16 protein-coding genes and 1 tRNA gene are annotated in these 16,864 nt (G+C 40.7%); 7 read left to right on the top strand and 10 right to left on the bottom strand.

The genetic code is table 11. The features are described 5' to 3' along the window. Positions 1-28 precede the first annotated feature (28 nt). The 7 genes from ureC to AC21OH_RS08085 all read right to left on the bottom strand — a co-directional run bounded on the left by ureC (position 29) and on the right by AC21OH_RS08085 (position 5,448). Positions 29-1,732: an urease subunit alpha gene (ureC, locus tag AC21OH_RS08115; protein ID WP_487370783.1), complete on the bottom strand. Its 1,704-nt coding sequence runs from the start codon at positions 1,730-1,732 to the stop codon at positions 29-31. Continuing rightward, complete coding sequence (locus tag AC21OH_RS08110; protein WP_487370784.1) at positions 1,722-2,063, bottom strand: urease subunit beta; 342 nt, start codon at positions 2,061-2,063, stop codon at positions 1,722-1,724. Before AC21OH_RS08110 ends, ureC begins: the two co-directional genes overlap by 11 nt. Positions 2,064-2,074: 11 nt before the next feature. Continuing rightward, positions 2,075-2,377, bottom strand: coding sequence for an urease subunit gamma (gene ureA / locus AC21OH_RS08105; RefSeq protein WP_487370785.1), 303 nt, complete (start codon positions 2,375-2,377; stop codon positions 2,075-2,077). Positions 2,378-2,495: 118 nt separating this feature from the next. After that, positions 2,496-3,404, bottom strand: coding sequence for an urease accessory protein UreD (locus tag AC21OH_RS08100; protein ID WP_487370786.1), 909 nt, complete (start codon positions 3,402-3,404; stop codon positions 2,496-2,498). 255 nt (positions 3,405-3,659) lie between these two features. Next, positions 3,660-4,148: a hypothetical protein gene (locus AC21OH_RS08095; RefSeq protein ID WP_487370787.1), complete on the bottom strand. Its 489-nt coding sequence runs from the start codon at positions 4,146-4,148 to the stop codon at positions 3,660-3,662. A gap of 287 nt (positions 4,149-4,435) precedes the next feature. Continuing rightward, positions 4,436-4,521, bottom strand: a tRNA-Leu gene (locus AC21OH_RS08090). A 153-nt stretch (positions 4,522-4,674) separates the two neighbouring features. Continuing rightward, a complete protein-coding gene (locus AC21OH_RS08085; RefSeq protein ID WP_487370788.1) occupies positions 4,675-5,448 on the bottom strand; it encodes a ferredoxin--NADP reductase in 774 nt (257 codons plus the stop codon). Positions 5,449-6,018: 570 nt separating this feature from the next. Here AC21OH_RS08085 and AC21OH_RS08080 point away from each other — a divergent pair. The 7 genes from AC21OH_RS08080 (at position 6,019) to gspK (ending at position 12,914) form a co-directional block, all read left to right on the top strand. Beyond that, positions 6,019-6,945, top strand: a complete 927-nt coding sequence (locus tag AC21OH_RS08080; RefSeq protein ID WP_487370789.1) for a tRNA (N6-threonylcarbamoyladenosine(37)-N6)-methyltransferase TrmO — start codon at positions 6,019-6,021, stop codon at positions 6,943-6,945. A gap of 259 nt (positions 6,946-7,204) precedes the next feature. Next, entirely contained in the window at positions 7,205-7,993 is a 789-nt protein-coding gene (locus AC21OH_RS08075) for a TatD family hydrolase (RefSeq protein WP_487370790.1), read from the top strand. A gap of 121 nt (positions 7,994-8,114) precedes the next feature. After that, on the top strand, positions 8,115-8,795 hold the full coding sequence (locus tag AC21OH_RS08070) for a TetR/AcrR family transcriptional regulator (protein ID WP_486536091.1): 681 nt from the start codon (positions 8,115-8,117) through the stop codon (positions 8,793-8,795). Positions 8,796-9,026: 231 nt separating this feature from the next. Next, positions 9,027-9,719, top strand: coding sequence for a prepilin-type N-terminal cleavage/methylation domain-containing protein (locus AC21OH_RS08065; protein ID WP_487370791.1), 693 nt, complete (start codon positions 9,027-9,029; stop codon positions 9,717-9,719). A 3-nt stretch (positions 9,720-9,722) separates the two neighbouring features. Then, entirely contained in the window at positions 9,723-10,379 is a 657-nt protein-coding gene (locus tag AC21OH_RS08060; protein WP_487370792.1) for a prepilin-type N-terminal cleavage/methylation domain-containing protein, read from the top strand. Next, positions 10,369-11,250, top strand: coding sequence for a type II secretion system protein GspJ (locus tag AC21OH_RS08055; RefSeq protein ID WP_487370793.1), 882 nt, complete (start codon positions 10,369-10,371; stop codon positions 11,248-11,250). The genes AC21OH_RS08060 and AC21OH_RS08055 overlap by 11 nt, the downstream gene beginning before the upstream one ends. Positions 11,251-11,438: 188 nt before the next feature. Beyond that, a complete protein-coding gene (gene gspK, locus AC21OH_RS08050) occupies positions 11,439-12,914 on the top strand; it encodes a type II secretion system minor pseudopilin GspK (RefSeq protein ID WP_487370794.1) in 1,476 nt (491 codons plus the stop codon). 9 nt (positions 12,915-12,923) lie between these two features. Here gspK and AC21OH_RS08045 read toward each other — a convergent pair whose 3' ends face one another. The 3 genes from AC21OH_RS08045 to ychF form a co-directional block, all read right to left on the bottom strand. Next, entirely contained in the window at positions 12,924-13,619 is a 696-nt protein-coding gene (locus AC21OH_RS08045; RefSeq protein WP_486536096.1) for a TetR family transcriptional regulator, read from the bottom strand. Positions 13,620-13,813: 194 nt separating this feature from the next. Continuing rightward, on the bottom strand, positions 13,814-15,334 hold the full coding sequence (locus AC21OH_RS08040) for a deoxyguanosinetriphosphate triphosphohydrolase (protein WP_487370795.1): 1,521 nt from the start codon (positions 15,332-15,334) through the stop codon (positions 13,814-13,816). Positions 15,335-15,762: 428 nt separating this feature from the next. Continuing rightward, a complete protein-coding gene (gene ychF, locus AC21OH_RS08035) occupies positions 15,763-16,854 on the bottom strand; it encodes a redox-regulated ATPase YchF (protein WP_486536098.1) in 1,092 nt (363 codons plus the stop codon). Positions 16,855-16,864 lie beyond the last annotated feature (10 nt).

The raw sequence follows: 16,864 nt of genomic DNA, 5'->3' as shown, positions 1-16,864 counted from the left end.
CTAAAGCATTTAAAACGGATAGTAGTATTTAAAACAAATGATAACGTTGTGCCAATGGCACTTCGGCTAATGGATCACAAGTCAATAGCTCTCCGTCAGCACGCACTTCATAGGTTTCTGGATCAACAGAGATGTCTGGACAGGCATCGTTTAGCTTCATGTCTTTTTTACGCTTGTCGCGTATGTCTTTACAGGCCACTAACTGGCTTTTAAGGCCCAGTTTTTCTTCAATACCTGTGTTCATCGCTGCTTGGCTAACGAAGGTCATGCGAGTGGCAGATACAGCACCGCCAAAGGCACCAAACATAGGACGGTAGTGAACAGGTTGCGGAGTTGAGATCGCTGCGTTTGGATCACCCATTGGCGCGCCAGCAATCATGCCACCTTTAAGAATAAGCGAAGGTTTTACCCCAAAAAATGCCGTTTTCCACAATACTAAATCAGCAAATTTACCCACTTCAACGGATCCAATCTCATGAGCAACCCCATGCGTAATCGCTGGGTTAATGGTATATTTGGCAATATAGCGTTTGACGCGGAAGTTATCTGTACCACGCTCTTTATCTTCAGGAAGAAGGCCTCGCTGAATACGCATCTTATGTGCTGTCTGCCATGTTCGGCATACGACTTCACCGATTCGTCCCATCGCTTGCGAGTCTGATGAAATCATAGAAATCGCGCCAAGGTCATGTAATATATCTTCAGCGGCAATGGTTTCACGTCGAATACGAGAATCGGCGAACGCCACATCTTCAGGAATATTAGGATCTAAGTGGTGACACTCCATCAGCATGTCTAAATGCTCATCAACCGTATTAATGGTATAAGGACGGGTGGGATTGGTTGACGACGGTAGAACGTTAGGTTCACCGCAAGCAATGATAATATCTGGGGCATGTCCACCGCCAGCGCCTTCGGTATGATACGAGTGTATACAGCGGTCTTTGAACGCCTCTAAAGTGTCTTGCACAAAGCCTGATTCATTTAAACTGTCAGCATGCAGCGCTACTTGAATATCGTATTTATCAGCAATATCTAAAGCGTTATTAATCGCGGCGGGCGTAGCTGCCCAATCTTCATGGACCTTCAAGCTCATAGCACCGGCTTTAACTTGTTCTTCTAGAGCTTCAGGGGAGCTACTACTGCCTTTACCAAGAAAGCCTATATTCATAGGAAGCTGATCTACTGCTTGCATCATTTTACCGATGTACCATGGCCCTGCGGTATTGGTTGTTGCTACTGACCCTGTCGCTGGACCTGTACCGCCACCAATCATGGTGGTCAGACCACTCATTAAGGCTTCTTCAAATTGCTGAGGACATATGAAGTGAACGTGAGTGTCAATTCCGCCTGCGGTTAAGATCTGTCCTTCACCGGCTATAATCTCAGTACCGGCGCCGATACACATATCAACATCTGGCTGCGTATCTGGGTTACCCGATTTACCGATGGCGGCGATACGTCCATCTTTAAGGCCCACATCCGCTTTAACAATACCCCACCAATCGATAATGATGGCATTGGTAATAACAGTATCCATCACGTCTTTAGCACAGAGCTGACTTTGACCCATACCATCACGGATAACCTTACCGCCACCAAACACTACCTCTTCACCATAGTGAGTATGATCTTTTTCAATCTCAATCCAAAGCTCAGTATCCCCTAGACGGACGCGATCTCCGGTGGTAGGACCATATAAATTTGCATACGCTTCGCGATCAATCTTCATTATTACTCTCCTTCGCGTCATTCTTATCTATGGCACCCATCACATCGCCTCTAAATCCATAAATACGGCGTAAACCACTATACGGCAATAGCTCTACTTCACGTTTCTGACCTGGCTCAAAACGGATAGCCGTCCCAGCAGGAATGGCCAAACGATTGCCATACGCTTTTTCACGATCAAAGCTTAGTGCACTGTTAACTTCAGCAAAATGATAATGTGAACCCACTTGGATGGGTCTGTCACCTTTATTAGCCACTTCTAAGGTGAAACTTTCGCGGCCTGAGCATAGCTCAATATCTTCGTCTTTAAATTTATATTCTCCGGGTATCATGGTCGCTCTCCTTAAACAATAGGGTGATGAATGGTCACCAGTTTGGTACCGTCTGGGAAAGTCGCTTCAATTTGCACACTTTCAATCATCTCGGGTACGCCTTCCATGACATCGTCACGCGTCAAAATCTCACGACCTGAGCCCATTAGTTCTGCAACGGTTCTACCTTCTCGAGCCCCTTCCATAACAGAGCAGCTTATATAAGCAATGGCTTCTGGGTAGTTAAGTTTTAATCCTTTTTCCTTGCGGCGTTCAGCGAGCAAACCCGCAGTAAAAAGCATGAGTTTGTCTTTATCTCTTGGGGTTAATTCCATGTGTGACTCCCGTGTTATTGTTATTAAAGATTGTTTTAAAAATGACTGTTTAAGATAGTGGTAAGGGTAAACAACTAAGTTAGCATGATGTTAGCGTAAGCTAAGCTTTAGCAGTTTGCTAGGTTAACCAAATCCGAGGGGTGGTAGCTTCTTTATCAATGAGCAAAGGACGTAAGATATTTCTCGCATTTTGAAATAATTCCCAAGCCTCATTGCGCTCCATGCCAAGATAACGCAGAAGTAGAACGCCACGTCGATAGGTTACTGCCCAGTGTTTACTGGCAGTTAATTGACTACGTAACTCGCTAATCGCTAAGTCTGGATCGTTTAAGCCAACCGTCCACAATGTCGCATGAACAGTCGCACCCCCTTGCCCCCACATACCTTTATATCTAGGATGGGTAGGATCTATAGACTGACGCTCTAACCATAAGGGGCGCCCGTTTTGAGTTAATTTAAAATGCTGTTCGATTTTCCCACTGGCATAAGGTAAATCACTGGCAGGTCGACCTAGCCCTATTATCTCCCAGCCCAAACATTTAGCGGTTTCCTCTAGATCAATAACGACGGTTTGCTTACCAATTGTTCCATCAAAGGCTAAAGTTTCTTGAGGTAGCCATTCGAGCATTGCCCCTTTAGCGACTTTTAGATGAGTATGCTGTGCCCACGCCACCCCGTTACTGTCGGCTTTGTATAACTTATTTGCAGCAGGTGTGGTCAGCAGGGTTTGAGCGTTTTTGGATACAGTGACGTCAATTGTTAGTGAGTCACCACTAGCGATACCGCCTGGGGGATGGAGTAAATATACATGACAACACCCATCTCGACCTTCTGGATAAAAAGCTCTTTGAACACGAAGGGGTCCGTAATGACGTGATACGTTCATACGGGTGATTGAGGTGTCATCTTGTGAGTAGGCTGCAAAGCCTAAGGTTAAAGAGGCAGGCCAGTGTCGTGATGAATCAAAATGATGACCATAGTCGATTTTAGTTTTAGAGGAGGGTGGTTCTACAGTTAATACGGTCATGTAAAGATCCATTTTGAGCGCAAATACAATTTTGCTAGTAGTGTTTTAGTTGTCACACTTTTCTTATAATTTAATTGGTCTAATTTTTTAAGGTAGTGCAAAATCTAAAAGCTAATGCCAAGTTCAAAGGCAGTGCCATATTAATATTAACTTTAAATGGTGTCCCGTAGTACAAACATCCTATAGCTATAAACTGAGAAAAGATGTCTTATAGTTTAAATAAAATTTTTATAAACATGCCATTTTATTAAGCAATTAACCGTCTTTAGACTGATTTTCAATAAGTGCTTTAGTTTCTAGGACTTTCATCTTAATGTTGTCTATGTCATTTAATAAATCGTCCAGTTTATCGAGAATATCATCACTATTGACATCTTTCTTCGATACGATATCTGGATCGGATTTTTCGTTCTTATCTTCAGCAGATTTGCGCCACTTGTCCAATGTCCCTGTATTGATATTATGATACATTGCCAAAGCTTTTTTGGTCATGGTCAAATTATGACCTTCGGATAACAACTTATAAAGTTGGTTTAATATTAAATTTTTATGTTTTGCTTCATAGATATGTTTGCCTGACTCAGAAACCTGTTCAGGTTTAAATTTCTCTAAGCCTTCTAACATCTCTTCATTGGTTTTAGTTGAGGCTTTAGGATTTATGTTTTTGACCTCAGACTTTATGTCTGCCTCCTGAGGATCCGTAGCTATAGGGAAAGCTTTGCCTGTATTTATTGTTTTAGTCATGACTCTTATCCTGTGAAAGAAAAAGTATTTATTGTTCGATGTTATCTGCAAAAAATAAGCCCGTCAACTCACATTTACATATCAACTTGTATCCATAATTACTTAATAAATTTAATCCATAATTAATATGTTAATTTTATTAAATTAAGAATAAAGTCATGGTTTCGTTCTAGGGATTTTAAAATACTATAAAAAAATGTGGTGAAGGGGTGCATTTTTTAAATACAAAAACAAAAAAACCCTTACAGAATCTCTGTAAGGGTTTGCTATATCAATAAAAGATATATTGGTACCAGTGGTCGGACTCGAACCGACACGCTTTATAGGCAACGGATTTTGAATCCGTCGTGTCTACCAATTCCACCACACTGGCATGTAGGGTTAGTAACTTTAATATGTGTTAGATAGGGGGCGTATTATAGCAACTTATCACGTCTGGTCAAGCGGTTTATTAGGGATAGATTTGTCTATCATACTCTATCAAAACTTAATGAGCTAAACCCCCCTTAAAGATGTCATACAGTAATTAACCGACGAAGGCGCGCTCAACCACATAATCTGCTGGAACGCCCATACGCGGTGATACCTCTAGTCCAGCCTCATCTAATATAGCAGAAACATCTGCGTTAAATGGCATGCTGCCACAAATCATCACACGGTCATCTTCTTTATTGATTGGCGGTAAACCAATGTCTTCATAAAGTTTACCAGATTTCATTAAGTCTGTGATACGTCCTGTATTACGGAAGTCTTCTCGCGTGACAGTAGGATAGTAAATAAACTTCTCACGATACCATTCGCCAAATAATTCGTCATTGGGTAAAGTATCTTCAAACATTTCACGATACGCCAAGTCTTCTACGCGGCGCACCCCATGACATAAGATGATTTTATCAAACTTTTCATAAACTTCTGGATCACGGGCCAAGGACAAAAATGGCGCGAGCCCTGTACCCGTTGATAGCATATACAAATGTTTTCCAGGCAATAAGTCATCAAGAACCAAGGTGCCCGTAGGTTTTTTACTAATTAATAATTCATCGCCAACTTTAATATGTTGTAAGCGTGAGGTAAGAGGACCGTCTTGAACTTTAATAGAGAAGAACTCCATATGGTCTTCGTAATTAGGACTTGCGATAGAATAGGCTCGGCATAATGGGCGACCATCTACCATAATTCCAATCATAGCAAATTCACCATTGCGAAATCTCAGACCGGCATGGCGCGTGGTTTTGATCGTAAATAATGAATCGTTCCAGTGGTGTACATAAGTGACGGTTTCAGTTAGAAACTTTGACATAAAGGCCTCAATTAATAATGATGGCAAATCGGTTGATAATAAATCGATCAATAATGTTATAAATTATTTTAAACGGGTTCTTTGCACTCAACTTTGATTAAACACACAAAGTAATAAGAAACACCAAAACCATTAGCAAGCAGTTAAAATAAAGTAGTGATGAAAACCTAGTTGCGTATTATATAAAGTATTGGCTATTTAGATAAGGCTTGTACTTAGTACATAATTTCAAGACGCATATGATAACAAATAATTACTTGTCATAATGGCTATAAATTTAAATTAGGTCAAATATCTCATTATAAAATGGAATAAGAGTTATTAAAATAATTATAAGCGAGCGTTATTATATCATTTTATTAAGTATTACTTAATTAGACAACATAGTTCAATGCCTAAATTGGGTGAGACTAAGATAAACTTTTTAATGCTTTTATTATGCGTTGTCTTAATAAGATATTGTTATTAAAAAATAGCTATCAAGTTAATTTAAGTCATTCATTATGATTGCAATACCTTTACACTCTATTATAAATTTTACCAACACCAAATTCGTGATGACGCCTAACTATGACAAACTCTGTTAAACATGATCAAACCTCTGCGCCTCTCATTTCTGTACCGATAATTGGATATCATCGATCGCCATTAACACAAAAGTTTGGTATTCCCCGTCAGCCGAATTTAGTGGCGATAAATAGTGTAATAGAGTTCATTTCCCCTTATGATACGCTAGAAGCCTTTGAGGGTATTGCAGATTTTAGCCATCTTTGGATTACGTGGTACGCGCATCAAAATAACAATCAGCAGACAGTAAATAATCAACAGTCCAGCTCTACATACAATCATCCCTCTACACATAATGAAGCGCCTTTTAAACCCAAAGTTCGGCCACCTAGACTGGGCGGAAATGATAAACGGGGAGTATTTGCCACGCGAAGTACTTACAGACCTTCTAAACAAGGGCTGTCGGTGGTTAAGTTTCTAAAAATTGAGCGTGTTGATAATACGCTAAGACTTCATATCAGAGGTGCAGATATGGTAGATGGCACGCCCATTATCGATATCAAACCATATCTTCCTTATAGCGATAAATTAGAGGCGTCCTCTAGTACTTTTGCGCCCGAAAAACCTAATAATAAAAAAGTTGTTTTATCTGAAATTGCTAATAATCAGTTTCAATCATTCATTAATAGTGGGGCATGTGATTCTACGTCTAATAGTTTTAAGGCTAAAGACTCTACGCTTGATAATTCTAAAAGCAGTCAAGAATTAGACATCCTTACCAAAGAGGACAAAGTGCTTATCATGCAAATTATCGCGCAAGATCCAAGACCCGCTTATCGACGCTCCGATACTAATCGTCAGTATTATATACGTTACAAAAACTATGATATCGGCTTTAGAATGAGCGCTACAGATGACAATGAAGCTTCTCAAGACAATGGAAATTCCCAAAATGTTCTGCTTATTGAATTCGTTATAAAGATTTCATAGTTGGAAAGTTAAGTAGTTGGAAAGTTAAGTAGTTGGAAAGTTAAGTAGTTGGAAAGTTCAGCAGATAGAACAATAAATTGATAATAGTTAAGTAGCTAGCTTTAGAGATTTTTAATGCCCTATCATCCAAGTGCTTGAAATATAGCCAACTTAATATATAGCCAACTTGAAATATAAGCAATGAGTAGCAATTAATAAAGAATATTTGAATAAAATACATTATTAATTGTTTTTGCTAAAACTAAATAGAGACATCCCTATGTTTACAGACAGTCATTGTCACCTTAATCGATTGGATTTAACACACTATAATGGCGAGTTATCAGGTGCGATAAACGCTATGAAACAAGCCAATGTCAGTAGAGCAATGGCCATCATGTGCGACTTTGCTGAATATGATGAGATTTATGACATTGTTACTGAGTTTTCTGATGAAGAGTTAACACTAGGCATGAGTGTGGGCATTCATCCTTGTGAGGATATTGAAGTTTTAAAATCCGCTTCGGTAGAACGTTTGGTTGACACAGCGAGTGCAGATCATGTATGGGCTATTGGTGAGACGGGTTTGGACTATTATTGGAGCGATGAAAATAAACAAGAGCAGCAAGCAAGCCTAGCGCGCCATATATATGCCAGTCAAACTTTAAAAAAACCCTTAATAGTACATACGCGTGAAGCGAAGCACGATACCATAGATATCTTAAAGTCAGAAAAAGCAAACCACGGCATCATTCATTGCTTTACCGAAGATTGGGATACCGCAAAAAAAGCGCTAGATTTAGGCTTTTATATCTCGTTTTCAGGCATTGTTAGTTTTAAAAATGCTCAGAGTTTACGTGACATTGCACTAAAAGCACCCAAAGATAGACTGTTAATTGAAACAGACAGCCCTTATCTTGCGCCAGTTCCCAAACGTGGTAAATCAAATGAGCCTGCTTATGTTCCCTATGTTGCAGAGTGTATTGCAGATTTATTTAATACCTCGCGTGAACAGATTGGAGAATTAACTGCAAAAAACTTCGATGATTTACTGGCGCAAGTACAATAAAATCGGTATCCTATGAAAGGTTATGACCAATCAGTCATAGCATTTTTTATATAGGCCTTGTGGTTTAGGGGCTTACCCGTTTATTCAATATCGTATTTGGTATGTCAGGTTAGGAGTTTGCATGAGCAGGCAGCAGCAATTCAAGAACCGTGAAGAGAAGATTTTAGCCACAGCTGAACAGCTCTTACTTGAGTCAGGTAGTGGTGATATTACTTTGGATAGCCTTGCAGATCTGTTAGATCTTGCAAAAGGGACGTTATACAAGCATTTTTCAAGTAAAGATGAGCTTTATCTGCGTATCATTATTCGATATGAAGAGCAGTTATTTAGTATTAATAAAATCGATGATTGTCCTGCTGCTGGCGTGTCACGCATGATTTTACAACAATTATTCAGTCCGCAAAAGGCGTTATTATTTAACCAGATTGAAGAGCGGTTGGCCGCGTCAGCTCATGGATTGAACCGCATGTTTAGTGAATTGTATGAAATCAGACGCGCCCGTATGAAACGTCTGATAGACATTACTAGCACGTATTTAAATCAAGAAAATAGCGGACTAAGTACGCGAGATTATCTATCAACTATCTGGTCGATAGGGCAGGGCGGTGCTAGTCTTCTTAACTCAAGCTTTTATCAGCGCTATTTAGGGCGTAGGGATACCTTACGTATGGCACTGGTTCAGCAGATGTTGGATTTGCCAAAGCAGTACCCGAGCGATAATAAATTTGATGATGATATGGTGGATTTGGTCAGCCAAATTGATTCAGAAATCGAGGCTTATTCTAAGGCTCAAAGCTCTTAAAGATTTTGAATAACGGTGCATGGGTTAGTTATTATTGTCATATTAAAAGTTTATAATAAAAATCTGTTCGTTCTATCAATTCTATCCAAAATATACCACAGTAGTTCGTTGCTTTTAGACTCGTTACCGAACGCTTGTGGTGATTGTTTTTACAGTGACGTCTTAAGCCCAGATGTCTAATGTCTTAACGTCTAAAGCCTTGACATCAAAAGTCATGCTAAGCTAGCTACCATGAGCCATACCCACGATATCCGTCTTTCAATGCCAAATGTTAAAGCGATACAATCAGGGTTTACCTTGATCGAAATCATGGTAGTCATTGTTATATTAACCATTTTTGCTGGTATGATTACCGTATCAGTCGGAAGTACCGAGTCGCGTAAAAACCGTGCTTTTTATGAGCATATGATTGATAGCTTAAGCTATGTCAGGCTATTATCGGCAGAGCGTATGCAGCCAATGGGTCTGGTATTGCAATCGGACAATAAAGGGCAAGTAAATCCCGTCATAATGGCATTAAATAACCCTTATGCACATATTGAGAATCAAGCTTTAGCGTCTGTTAATCGTGCAAAAAACAGTATGGAGTTGTCGGGAATGCAATCTAACACGCAAGCGGCATTACCTAACTGGCGCATTGAAGACGCTGTTACGTTACCATCACTGCCCGCCAATGTTGAAATTATCATAATTCCTCTTGATGCACCAATCTCTGGTGCATCATCATCTTTTAACCGATCTTCAAGTCAACTTACTTCTACTCAGCAATTACAGCCTTGGTTTGTCGGGACGGAAGTTCCCCAAGTATTATGGTTTGGCACGGGGGAGGCTGCAACTGCACGTATCGAAATCAGACACAACAAACGGCTGGTAGGTGACGCTATTACGTTACTTCCAGATGGCAGAGTGACTGTGGGAGAATAAGTGATGTTTAATGACAACAATAAAGATAATAATCAATTATTAAAACGCCTAAAGTTTCTTAATGTTTATAAAGATGGAGAGGATAGGCGTACGCAAAATGGATCTAAACCACTAAGATTGCCACGTAATGAATATGGATTCACCTTAATTGAAGTGGTTGTAGCCCTTGCGATACTAGCAACCGTAGCCATGGTAGCTAGTCAAGCAAGCGGTACATATTTGCGTTCGGTAACCAATCTTAAAACACGCACATTAGCTGTCTTTGTCGCGCAAAATACAGCAGCTACTTTAGTTATCAATTCTCAGAACTCTCAAAACTCCCTAAATTCTCAAGATACCCTATGGCCGCAAACTGCCCAAATTAATCAAGTCTCTGAGCAGGGTCGAACTTGGGAAGTTTTAGTTATTCCTCAGACTACCAACGAGACTATAGACACCTCCAATACTATGATTAATAGCTTGTCCGATAGTATCCAGCCAGTCCTCATACAAGTTGCTCCTGTCAATGATGCAGGTCAAGCCGAGCATACTATCGTAGATATTAATAAGTTGTTAGGAACATCGGTTTCAAGAACATCGATATTAGAAACAGCGTCTACGACGATGACCACAGTTAACTTGCAAGGTGTAGCATCAGGATTAGCACACTATGACAATTAGTGCATTATATATCAATACAAGGTTATGGTCTCAAAGATTGCCTTGTGTTAAGCAACCTCAAAGTGGGTTTACCCTGCTTGAGCTTATGGTTGCGATGGCGATTTTTGCAGTGATGGCAGTCGCAGGGTGGCAAATTTTTGATAGTATCAGTCGTAGTAAAGAGCGCGCTGAGATCCAGTTTGATACCTTGAGTGAATTACAATACGCTTATGGTCAATTGCAAAGGGACATGATGCAAGCCGCCGCTTATGAGCAACCGGGCAGACAAAACTTAGCTCAAAGCGATGCTAATGAAACAAATGAGAGAGGTAACCCTGTTCAATTTGGTCAAGATGTTAATATAAACGATGCTAATCAGCCACAAGCACAATCTATATACACCAGTGTCAGCGCATTTAAACTTGCGAACAATCAATTAAGCTTTATTCGTTATTCAGACCCAGACCCTCGTTATGCGCAGCCCACAACCCTTGAAAAAGTAGTTTATTATTTTAATCAAGAGGGGTTGGTTAGAGAAAGTTATACCAGTTTAGATGAGGCAAACAATGAGACGCCACTGCAAAGCGTCATACTCAGTACAGTTTCGGAGGGGCAGTTTCAAGCACTATTACCGGAGCCTAGCACTGAATTTCCACTGCACACTCAAAGTAAATTCACCTCAACATTAAACAGAGCATCAAGCACTCAAGGAGCAAATGGTTCCCGTGTAGAGTCGAATAATAATACGTCAGAAGATGAGGCACAATCGTCACCTTTATTGCCTAAAGGGGTGCAAGTTAACTTTAATATTGTAATTGGTAACGAGCCTACTCCCATTACTTGGAAATATGCTTTGAGTCAATTACCACCTACAATAGAAGGTTCTAATTGATTTTATGAACTTATAATTTGATAACAAGCTTGCTGTCACTTAGCGTCTATAGTCAGAAAAATACTAAACGGTTACGATGTTGACCTAGCTTGCCCTACTATAGTAGTACTTGCACTAGTAATACTTGTACTCAGGTGCCTTGTAACCACTTATGATTTCTTTGACTATATTTAACGATTAAGCTTAAAATGAAAAAACTAATTAAAAAGCTGCCCGACTCGGCCAAATTTATTAACGATCAATTTGCCGTTCAGTCGAAGGTGAGCATACCTGTAGTGAATGGTATATCACTGCCTTCATATCAACAGGGTGTGGCGCTATTAACGGTTCTATTGCTGGTGGTTGCCATAACGGTGATCGCAGGGTCTATGCTTGCCAGTCAAAAGATATCGCTCAGACAATATGAGCTGATGAGAGATCAGAATCAAATAGCCAACGATATTCGCTCAGCAGAGCAGCTCGCCGTCGCAATCATACAAGCTGATAATGCGGTCAATGATAATGACAGTTATCAAGATGTCTGGGCCAAACCTATCGCTCCGTTTACACTTGGCACTCATCAAGTGACGCTTGAGATTAAAGATGCGTCGAGCAGATTCAATATCAATAATTTATACCAAAATGGGGAGGTTCACGAGCCATCGCTTGCTGTATTTAAGCGATTATTAGAGCAATTAGGTCATGATGGTGCGTTGGCATACGCGGTACTTGACTGGCAAGACCCAGACTCTAAAGCCTATCTACCAGATCAAAACACTGACATTCAAGCGCCAGTATCAGAGGCAGGCTCTGATGTAAAGGCTGGTGCAGGTTCAAGTCTATTCACTAGACCTGAGAGCCGTGAACGTTTCATCAGTAATCAGCCGTATATGAGTGTGGCACAACTAAGTTTGGTAAAAGGATTCACCCCCGAGATTGTATATCAGCTCAAACCCTATATCACGGCAGTACCTTACTTTCTACCCATTAATTTAAATACAGCTTCCGCACAACTGATTAGTGCCTTAGGAGATGGCTCATCTGAGCTCGCTCAAAGCTTCGTTAAAGATCGAAAGAATAAACCAGGCCAAGATGTGGATGAGATGCTGGCACAGTTGCCATTAGCAGAGTTGCCACAGTCGCAAATAACTCAATTAGAATCGTTGTTGGATATTAAGAGTCATGGTTTTTATGTAGCAATTGATGTCGCTGTTCCTAATAACTATGCTAATAACTATCCTAGTAATCATGCTAGTAACCATGCTAGTAACCATGTCAATAACAATGCCAATAGCTACTCTAATAACAGCGCTAACAATGAAGCAGCTGAGCAAGCCAGACATCGGTATGCCACCACATTCGTTAGTAAGATTGATCCAAACCTAGCCTTAAACACTGAGTCTCAAGCAAATAATGATGATGGATCTAATGATAATAATACAGAGTCGGCAAATTCATCCGCTCCAACAGGACAATCTGATGCTACCGCACAGTCTACTGAAAACTTACAAACCAGCGGCGATACAGATGCCAACCAATCAAACGCTAACAGTCGGTCAAACGCTAACAGTCAAACAGGTAATAATGGAAGTGGCAGTAATGGCAGTGATGACATAGGCTCTAATGAAAACTTACTTATTAACGCATTTGGTACACGCTTATGGACTTATAAACCTGTATTTTAGCCCAGTTAATTAATCAGTAGTCAATAAAGTGTTTTCAGAGGAACGCCAGTTTTCTGCACCATAAAATAACATCTGCGCTTGGCGGGTACACTGCCTTAGCATACGATCTTTTTGAGCCTCTAAGTTTTCAATATCGACCTCATCATCATGCGTTTGTGAGTAGGTCAAATCAAGCCAATCAATAATCCAAGTTAAAAATAGGTTTAAGCCTGCTTTCGCTAACAAACGACGATCTGACGCATTAATGTGTTTGAAGGCGGGCTGAATGCCTAAGTCTTCACTCATAATTTGGGCAAATATTTTAATCTGAGCATCTATCGCATTGCGTACCGATTCTGAACCCCCAAAGCGCTCACTGACCAAAAACTGCCAATAACGAGGATGCGCATCCACTGAATTGAAGAATAATTGAATGCTTTTAGCAATTTGCCGATCATAACTGCGTGTACGTCCCATTTGAAGCCCGCGACGTAGTGTAGAAAGCGCTTCGCCTAGCTCCTCTTCTACCAAGCAGCGACCTAAAGATTCCATATCGTCAAAATGACGATAAAAAGCAGTAGGTACAACGCCCACTTCACGGGTAACTTGACGTAAGCTGATTGAACCAAACGATTGACCCATCATACATAAGTCTAATACCGCATTAAAAAAAGCTTGACGTGTTTGACGTTTTTTTTGTTCACGACTATTTATAGTATTGGACATGATACAGTTTTCTCTAGTTATACAAGCAAGCATTGATAGTCGAACCACTTTTATGCTGATTGACTATATGACAATTATTGAATGACGAATATTGATGACGGATACACATGACGATGATAAGTAACCAATGCTGAACATTTGATAGCATTTAAAATAATAGAGGGGTATGCCGCTGATTTCAAGTGGTTTAAAGTTTACCAGACTCTATCTCCAATACCGTTAAGATCCTGCGCTAAGCGGTAGGCTTCATGATCATTCATACCCGTTAGATAATCTAAGATATTTAGAGCATTGTCATAGACATCATTGTTTAGTGATCGGTGCAAATTGTGTAAGTGTTGGTCTAGTAGGCGTTTTAGATGCTTTTGTTCAAAATGCGGTGGCTGATCTGTTATGGGTAAAAGCGCTAAAGGCATAAACGCATCGAGTAATGTCTGCAAACATCTATTTGCCATTAGCTCCATCCTTACTTTATCAGGATGCGCAAATATTTGGTTTGAAGCAATCTTTTTAGCCTCGGCGATGCCTTGACTAACGCTGACATCACAATGATCAAATAAGCTACCTTGAAGCTCGCCTGCTAACATATCATCCGCATGAGTGACAAAGGCCTGCGTGACTTTATCGACCAAACGCATCATAGCACGGCCACGTAGCGCTGCAAGTTTTTGCGCTACGGGTGCATCGTTAACCACTTCAGGCGGAATACCTCGCGAGCCAATCAATTCTAGCATTAAGGGTTCAACATCTTTATAGCTCAACATATTAAGATGGATGCCATCTTCTAAGTCAATAAGGGCGTAACATATGTCATCAGCAGCTTCGAGCAGGTAAGCCAATGGATGACGAGCATATCCATCATGATCGGGTGAATAGGGCAGTTTTAATTGTCCCGCCAGCTTATCCAGTAAGGTGGCATCATTATTAAAGCAGCCGTATTTATTAATAGTTTGGGCGCTTAAGTTGATGATGCTAGGCTGAATTTCAGATCCTGGAGTCTTTTGTGACGCTTCAACCGCGGTTTGTGTGAGCGGCTCTAATTTGGGAGATATGATATTGCTGTGAGTGGCAAGCCAAGGGTATTTCATAAATGCTCCCAAAGTGGCACAAGTTAAGCGCATTCCGCCGCGATCAGGATGGTGCTCATTACGGGTAATGAGTCTAAACCCTTGCGCATTTCCCTCATAGCCTTGCAAGTCCAAGCGTTTCTCTTCAGGGATATGGTATAGAAAATTCTGCTGGGCGGGCTTATTAAACCAGTCGCGAATTGCATATTCACCCGCATGACCAAATGGCGGATTACCAATATCGTGTGCTAGGCATGCCGCTTGAACAATCACGCCCACATCACCCACACTAACGCCTTTTGGTAGACCATTTGATAGGGTAGCGTGCAGCTTCTCAGCTGCCATCATACCTAATGAGCGACCTATACAGGACACCTCAAGGGAATGCGTTAGACGAGTATGTATGCCCATTTGATTGGTCAGGGGATGTACTTGAGTTTTTTGATTCAATTGACGAAATGACTGCGAGAAAATAAGCCGATCATAGTCTTTATGAAAGGGGGTTCGTGAGACTTCGTACGATTTATTATTATGAATACGGCCCAGTCGCCGATCTGTAAACAGGTAAGACCAACGTTTTTCAGTACTAATATGCGCTAAGCTTGATTCATTTAGGGCACTGTTTAGGTTTAAGCGATGCTGTGTCATACGTTATTGAACTATGTTATTAAATTATCTAATAGCATATCAGAAAAACTCTCGATGAGTTTGTGCAGAATGTTTATATAGGGCGTGTCCTCAATGGATACTCCTAAGATTGATGGAAAAAAAATGGCTATATTCTCACTACTCTTTGCAAATTTTCAGATAATATATTTATATTCTCTGCAAAATTTACGGTGATTAGCAAAAATCTATCTCATTTTTGCCTCACCAGCCAAATAGGGGGCACGCCTTAATTTGAATAAAGCGAGTAGTAGGGTGTGATCAAAACCTTGAATTAAAGCGCACATTAATAAAGTTAGCGTTAAAACAAAGGCCGTATAGATTTCTATACGGCCTTAAAGTAACCTTGGAGTAGCTTCAGCTAAATGGTCTGAATAGCTATTAGATCTTAAGTAGTTAAAATAGAAACATTACACATTAAATCTAAAATGCATCACATCGCCATCTTGCACGATATACGTTTTACCTTCTAAACGTGATTTACCCGCAGCAGCCGCACCTTTCTCACCATCATATTCGATAAAGTCTTCATAAGCGATGACTTCGGCACGTATAAAACCACGCTCAAAATCAGTGTGAATGACACCAGCCGCTTCAGGGGCGGTCGCGCCAACTTTAACTGTCCAAGCACGAACTTCTTTTACTCCAGCAGTAAAGTAGGTCTGCATATCTAGTAATTCATAACCCAGACGAATCACCTGATCAAGACCCGCTTCTTCCATGTCCATTGCTTCTAAGAAGTCAGCTTTATCATTCTCATCAAGCTGCGATATTTCAGCTTCAATCTGATTACAAAGTGGCAATACAATGGCATCCTCACCAGCTGCGTATTCTCTTACTGCATCTAAGTAAGGGTTGTTCTCAAATCCATCTTCACTAACGTTAGCAATATACATGGTAGGCTTTAACGTAATAAGGCCATAGCTTTTGATGATTTTTTTCTCATCATCATCTATATTTGCCGCGCGCGCCGCTTTACCTTCTGCCAAAAATGGCTCAATCTTCTTGAAGACATCTAGAGCCGCTTGCGCTTCTTTATCATTACCTTTGGCTTTTTTGGTAAGATTGGTGATGGCGCGTTCGACCGCTTCCAAATCCGCCAGTGCAAGCTCGGTATTAATGGTTTCGATATCATCAATAGGGCTTACGCGGCCATCAACGTGAACGACGTTATCATCATCAAAGCAGCGAACCACATGCGCAATAGCGTCTGTTTCTCGAATATTGGCCAAAAATTGGTTGCCCATGCCTTCACCTTGCGACGCACCTGCTACTAAGCCTGCAATGTCTACAAATTCCATTGTCGTCGGTAAGACGCGCTCAGGCTCAACGATGTCTGCTAGTTTTTTTAGGCGCGGATCAGGAACAGGTACAATGCCTACGTTTGGATCTTTGGTGCAAAACGGAAAGTTCTCCGCAGCGATTCCAGCTTTAGTCAAAGCATTAAATAAAGTTGATTTGCCAACATTTGGTAAGCCCACGATGCCACAGTTAAAGCCCATGTTATGTCTC

The organism is Psychrobacter sp. CX10 (genome assembly GCF_057621575.2).
This window is presented reverse-complemented; position numbering and strand designations above follow the sequence as displayed.

Bases quoted from the DNA above. Each gene is read 5' to 3' on its own strand.
- ureC (WP_487370783.1), bottom strand. From the start codon at position 1,732: ATGAAGATTGATCGCGAAGCGTATGCAAATTTATATGGTCCTACCACC.
- AC21OH_RS08110 (WP_487370784.1), bottom strand. From the start codon at position 2,063: ATGATACCCGGAGAATATAAATTTAAAGACGAAGATATTGAGCTATGC.
- ureA (WP_487370785.1), bottom strand. From the start codon at position 2,377: ATGGAATTAACCCCAAGAGATAAAGACAAACTCATGCTTTTTACTGCG.
- AC21OH_RS08100 (WP_487370786.1), bottom strand. From the start codon at position 3,404: ATGACCGTATTAACTGTAGAACCACCCTCCTCTAAAACTAAAATCGAC.
- AC21OH_RS08095 (WP_487370787.1), bottom strand. From the start codon at position 4,148: ATGACTAAAACAATAAATACAGGCAAAGCTTTCCCTATAGCTACGGAT.
- AC21OH_RS08085 (WP_487370788.1), bottom strand. From the start codon at position 5,448: ATGTCAAAGTTTCTAACTGAAACCGTCACTTATGTACACCACTGGAAC.
- AC21OH_RS08080 (WP_487370789.1), top strand. From the start codon at position 6,019: ATGACAAACTCTGTTAAACATGATCAAACCTCTGCGCCTCTCATTTCT.
- AC21OH_RS08075 (WP_487370790.1), top strand. From the start codon at position 7,205: ATGTTTACAGACAGTCATTGTCACCTTAATCGATTGGATTTAACACAC.
- AC21OH_RS08070 (WP_486536091.1), top strand. From the start codon at position 8,115: ATGAGCAGGCAGCAGCAATTCAAGAACCGTGAAGAGAAGATTTTAGCC.
- AC21OH_RS08065 (WP_487370791.1), top strand. From the start codon at position 9,027: ATGAGCCATACCCACGATATCCGTCTTTCAATGCCAAATGTTAAAGCG.
- AC21OH_RS08060 (WP_487370792.1), top strand. From the start codon at position 9,723: ATGTTTAATGACAACAATAAAGATAATAATCAATTATTAAAACGCCTA.
- AC21OH_RS08055 (WP_487370793.1), top strand. From the start codon at position 10,369: ATGACAATTAGTGCATTATATATCAATACAAGGTTATGGTCTCAAAGA.
- gspK (WP_487370794.1), top strand. From the start codon at position 11,439: ATGAAAAAACTAATTAAAAAGCTGCCCGACTCGGCCAAATTTATTAAC.
- AC21OH_RS08045 (WP_486536096.1), bottom strand. From the start codon at position 13,619: ATGTCCAATACTATAAATAGTCGTGAACAAAAAAAACGTCAAACACGT.
- AC21OH_RS08040 (WP_487370795.1), bottom strand. From the start codon at position 15,334: ATGACACAGCATCGCTTAAACCTAAACAGTGCCCTAAATGAATCAAGC.
- ychF (WP_486536098.1), bottom strand. From the start codon at position 16,854: ATGGGCTTTAACTGTGGCATCGTGGGCTTACCAAATGTTGGCAAATCA.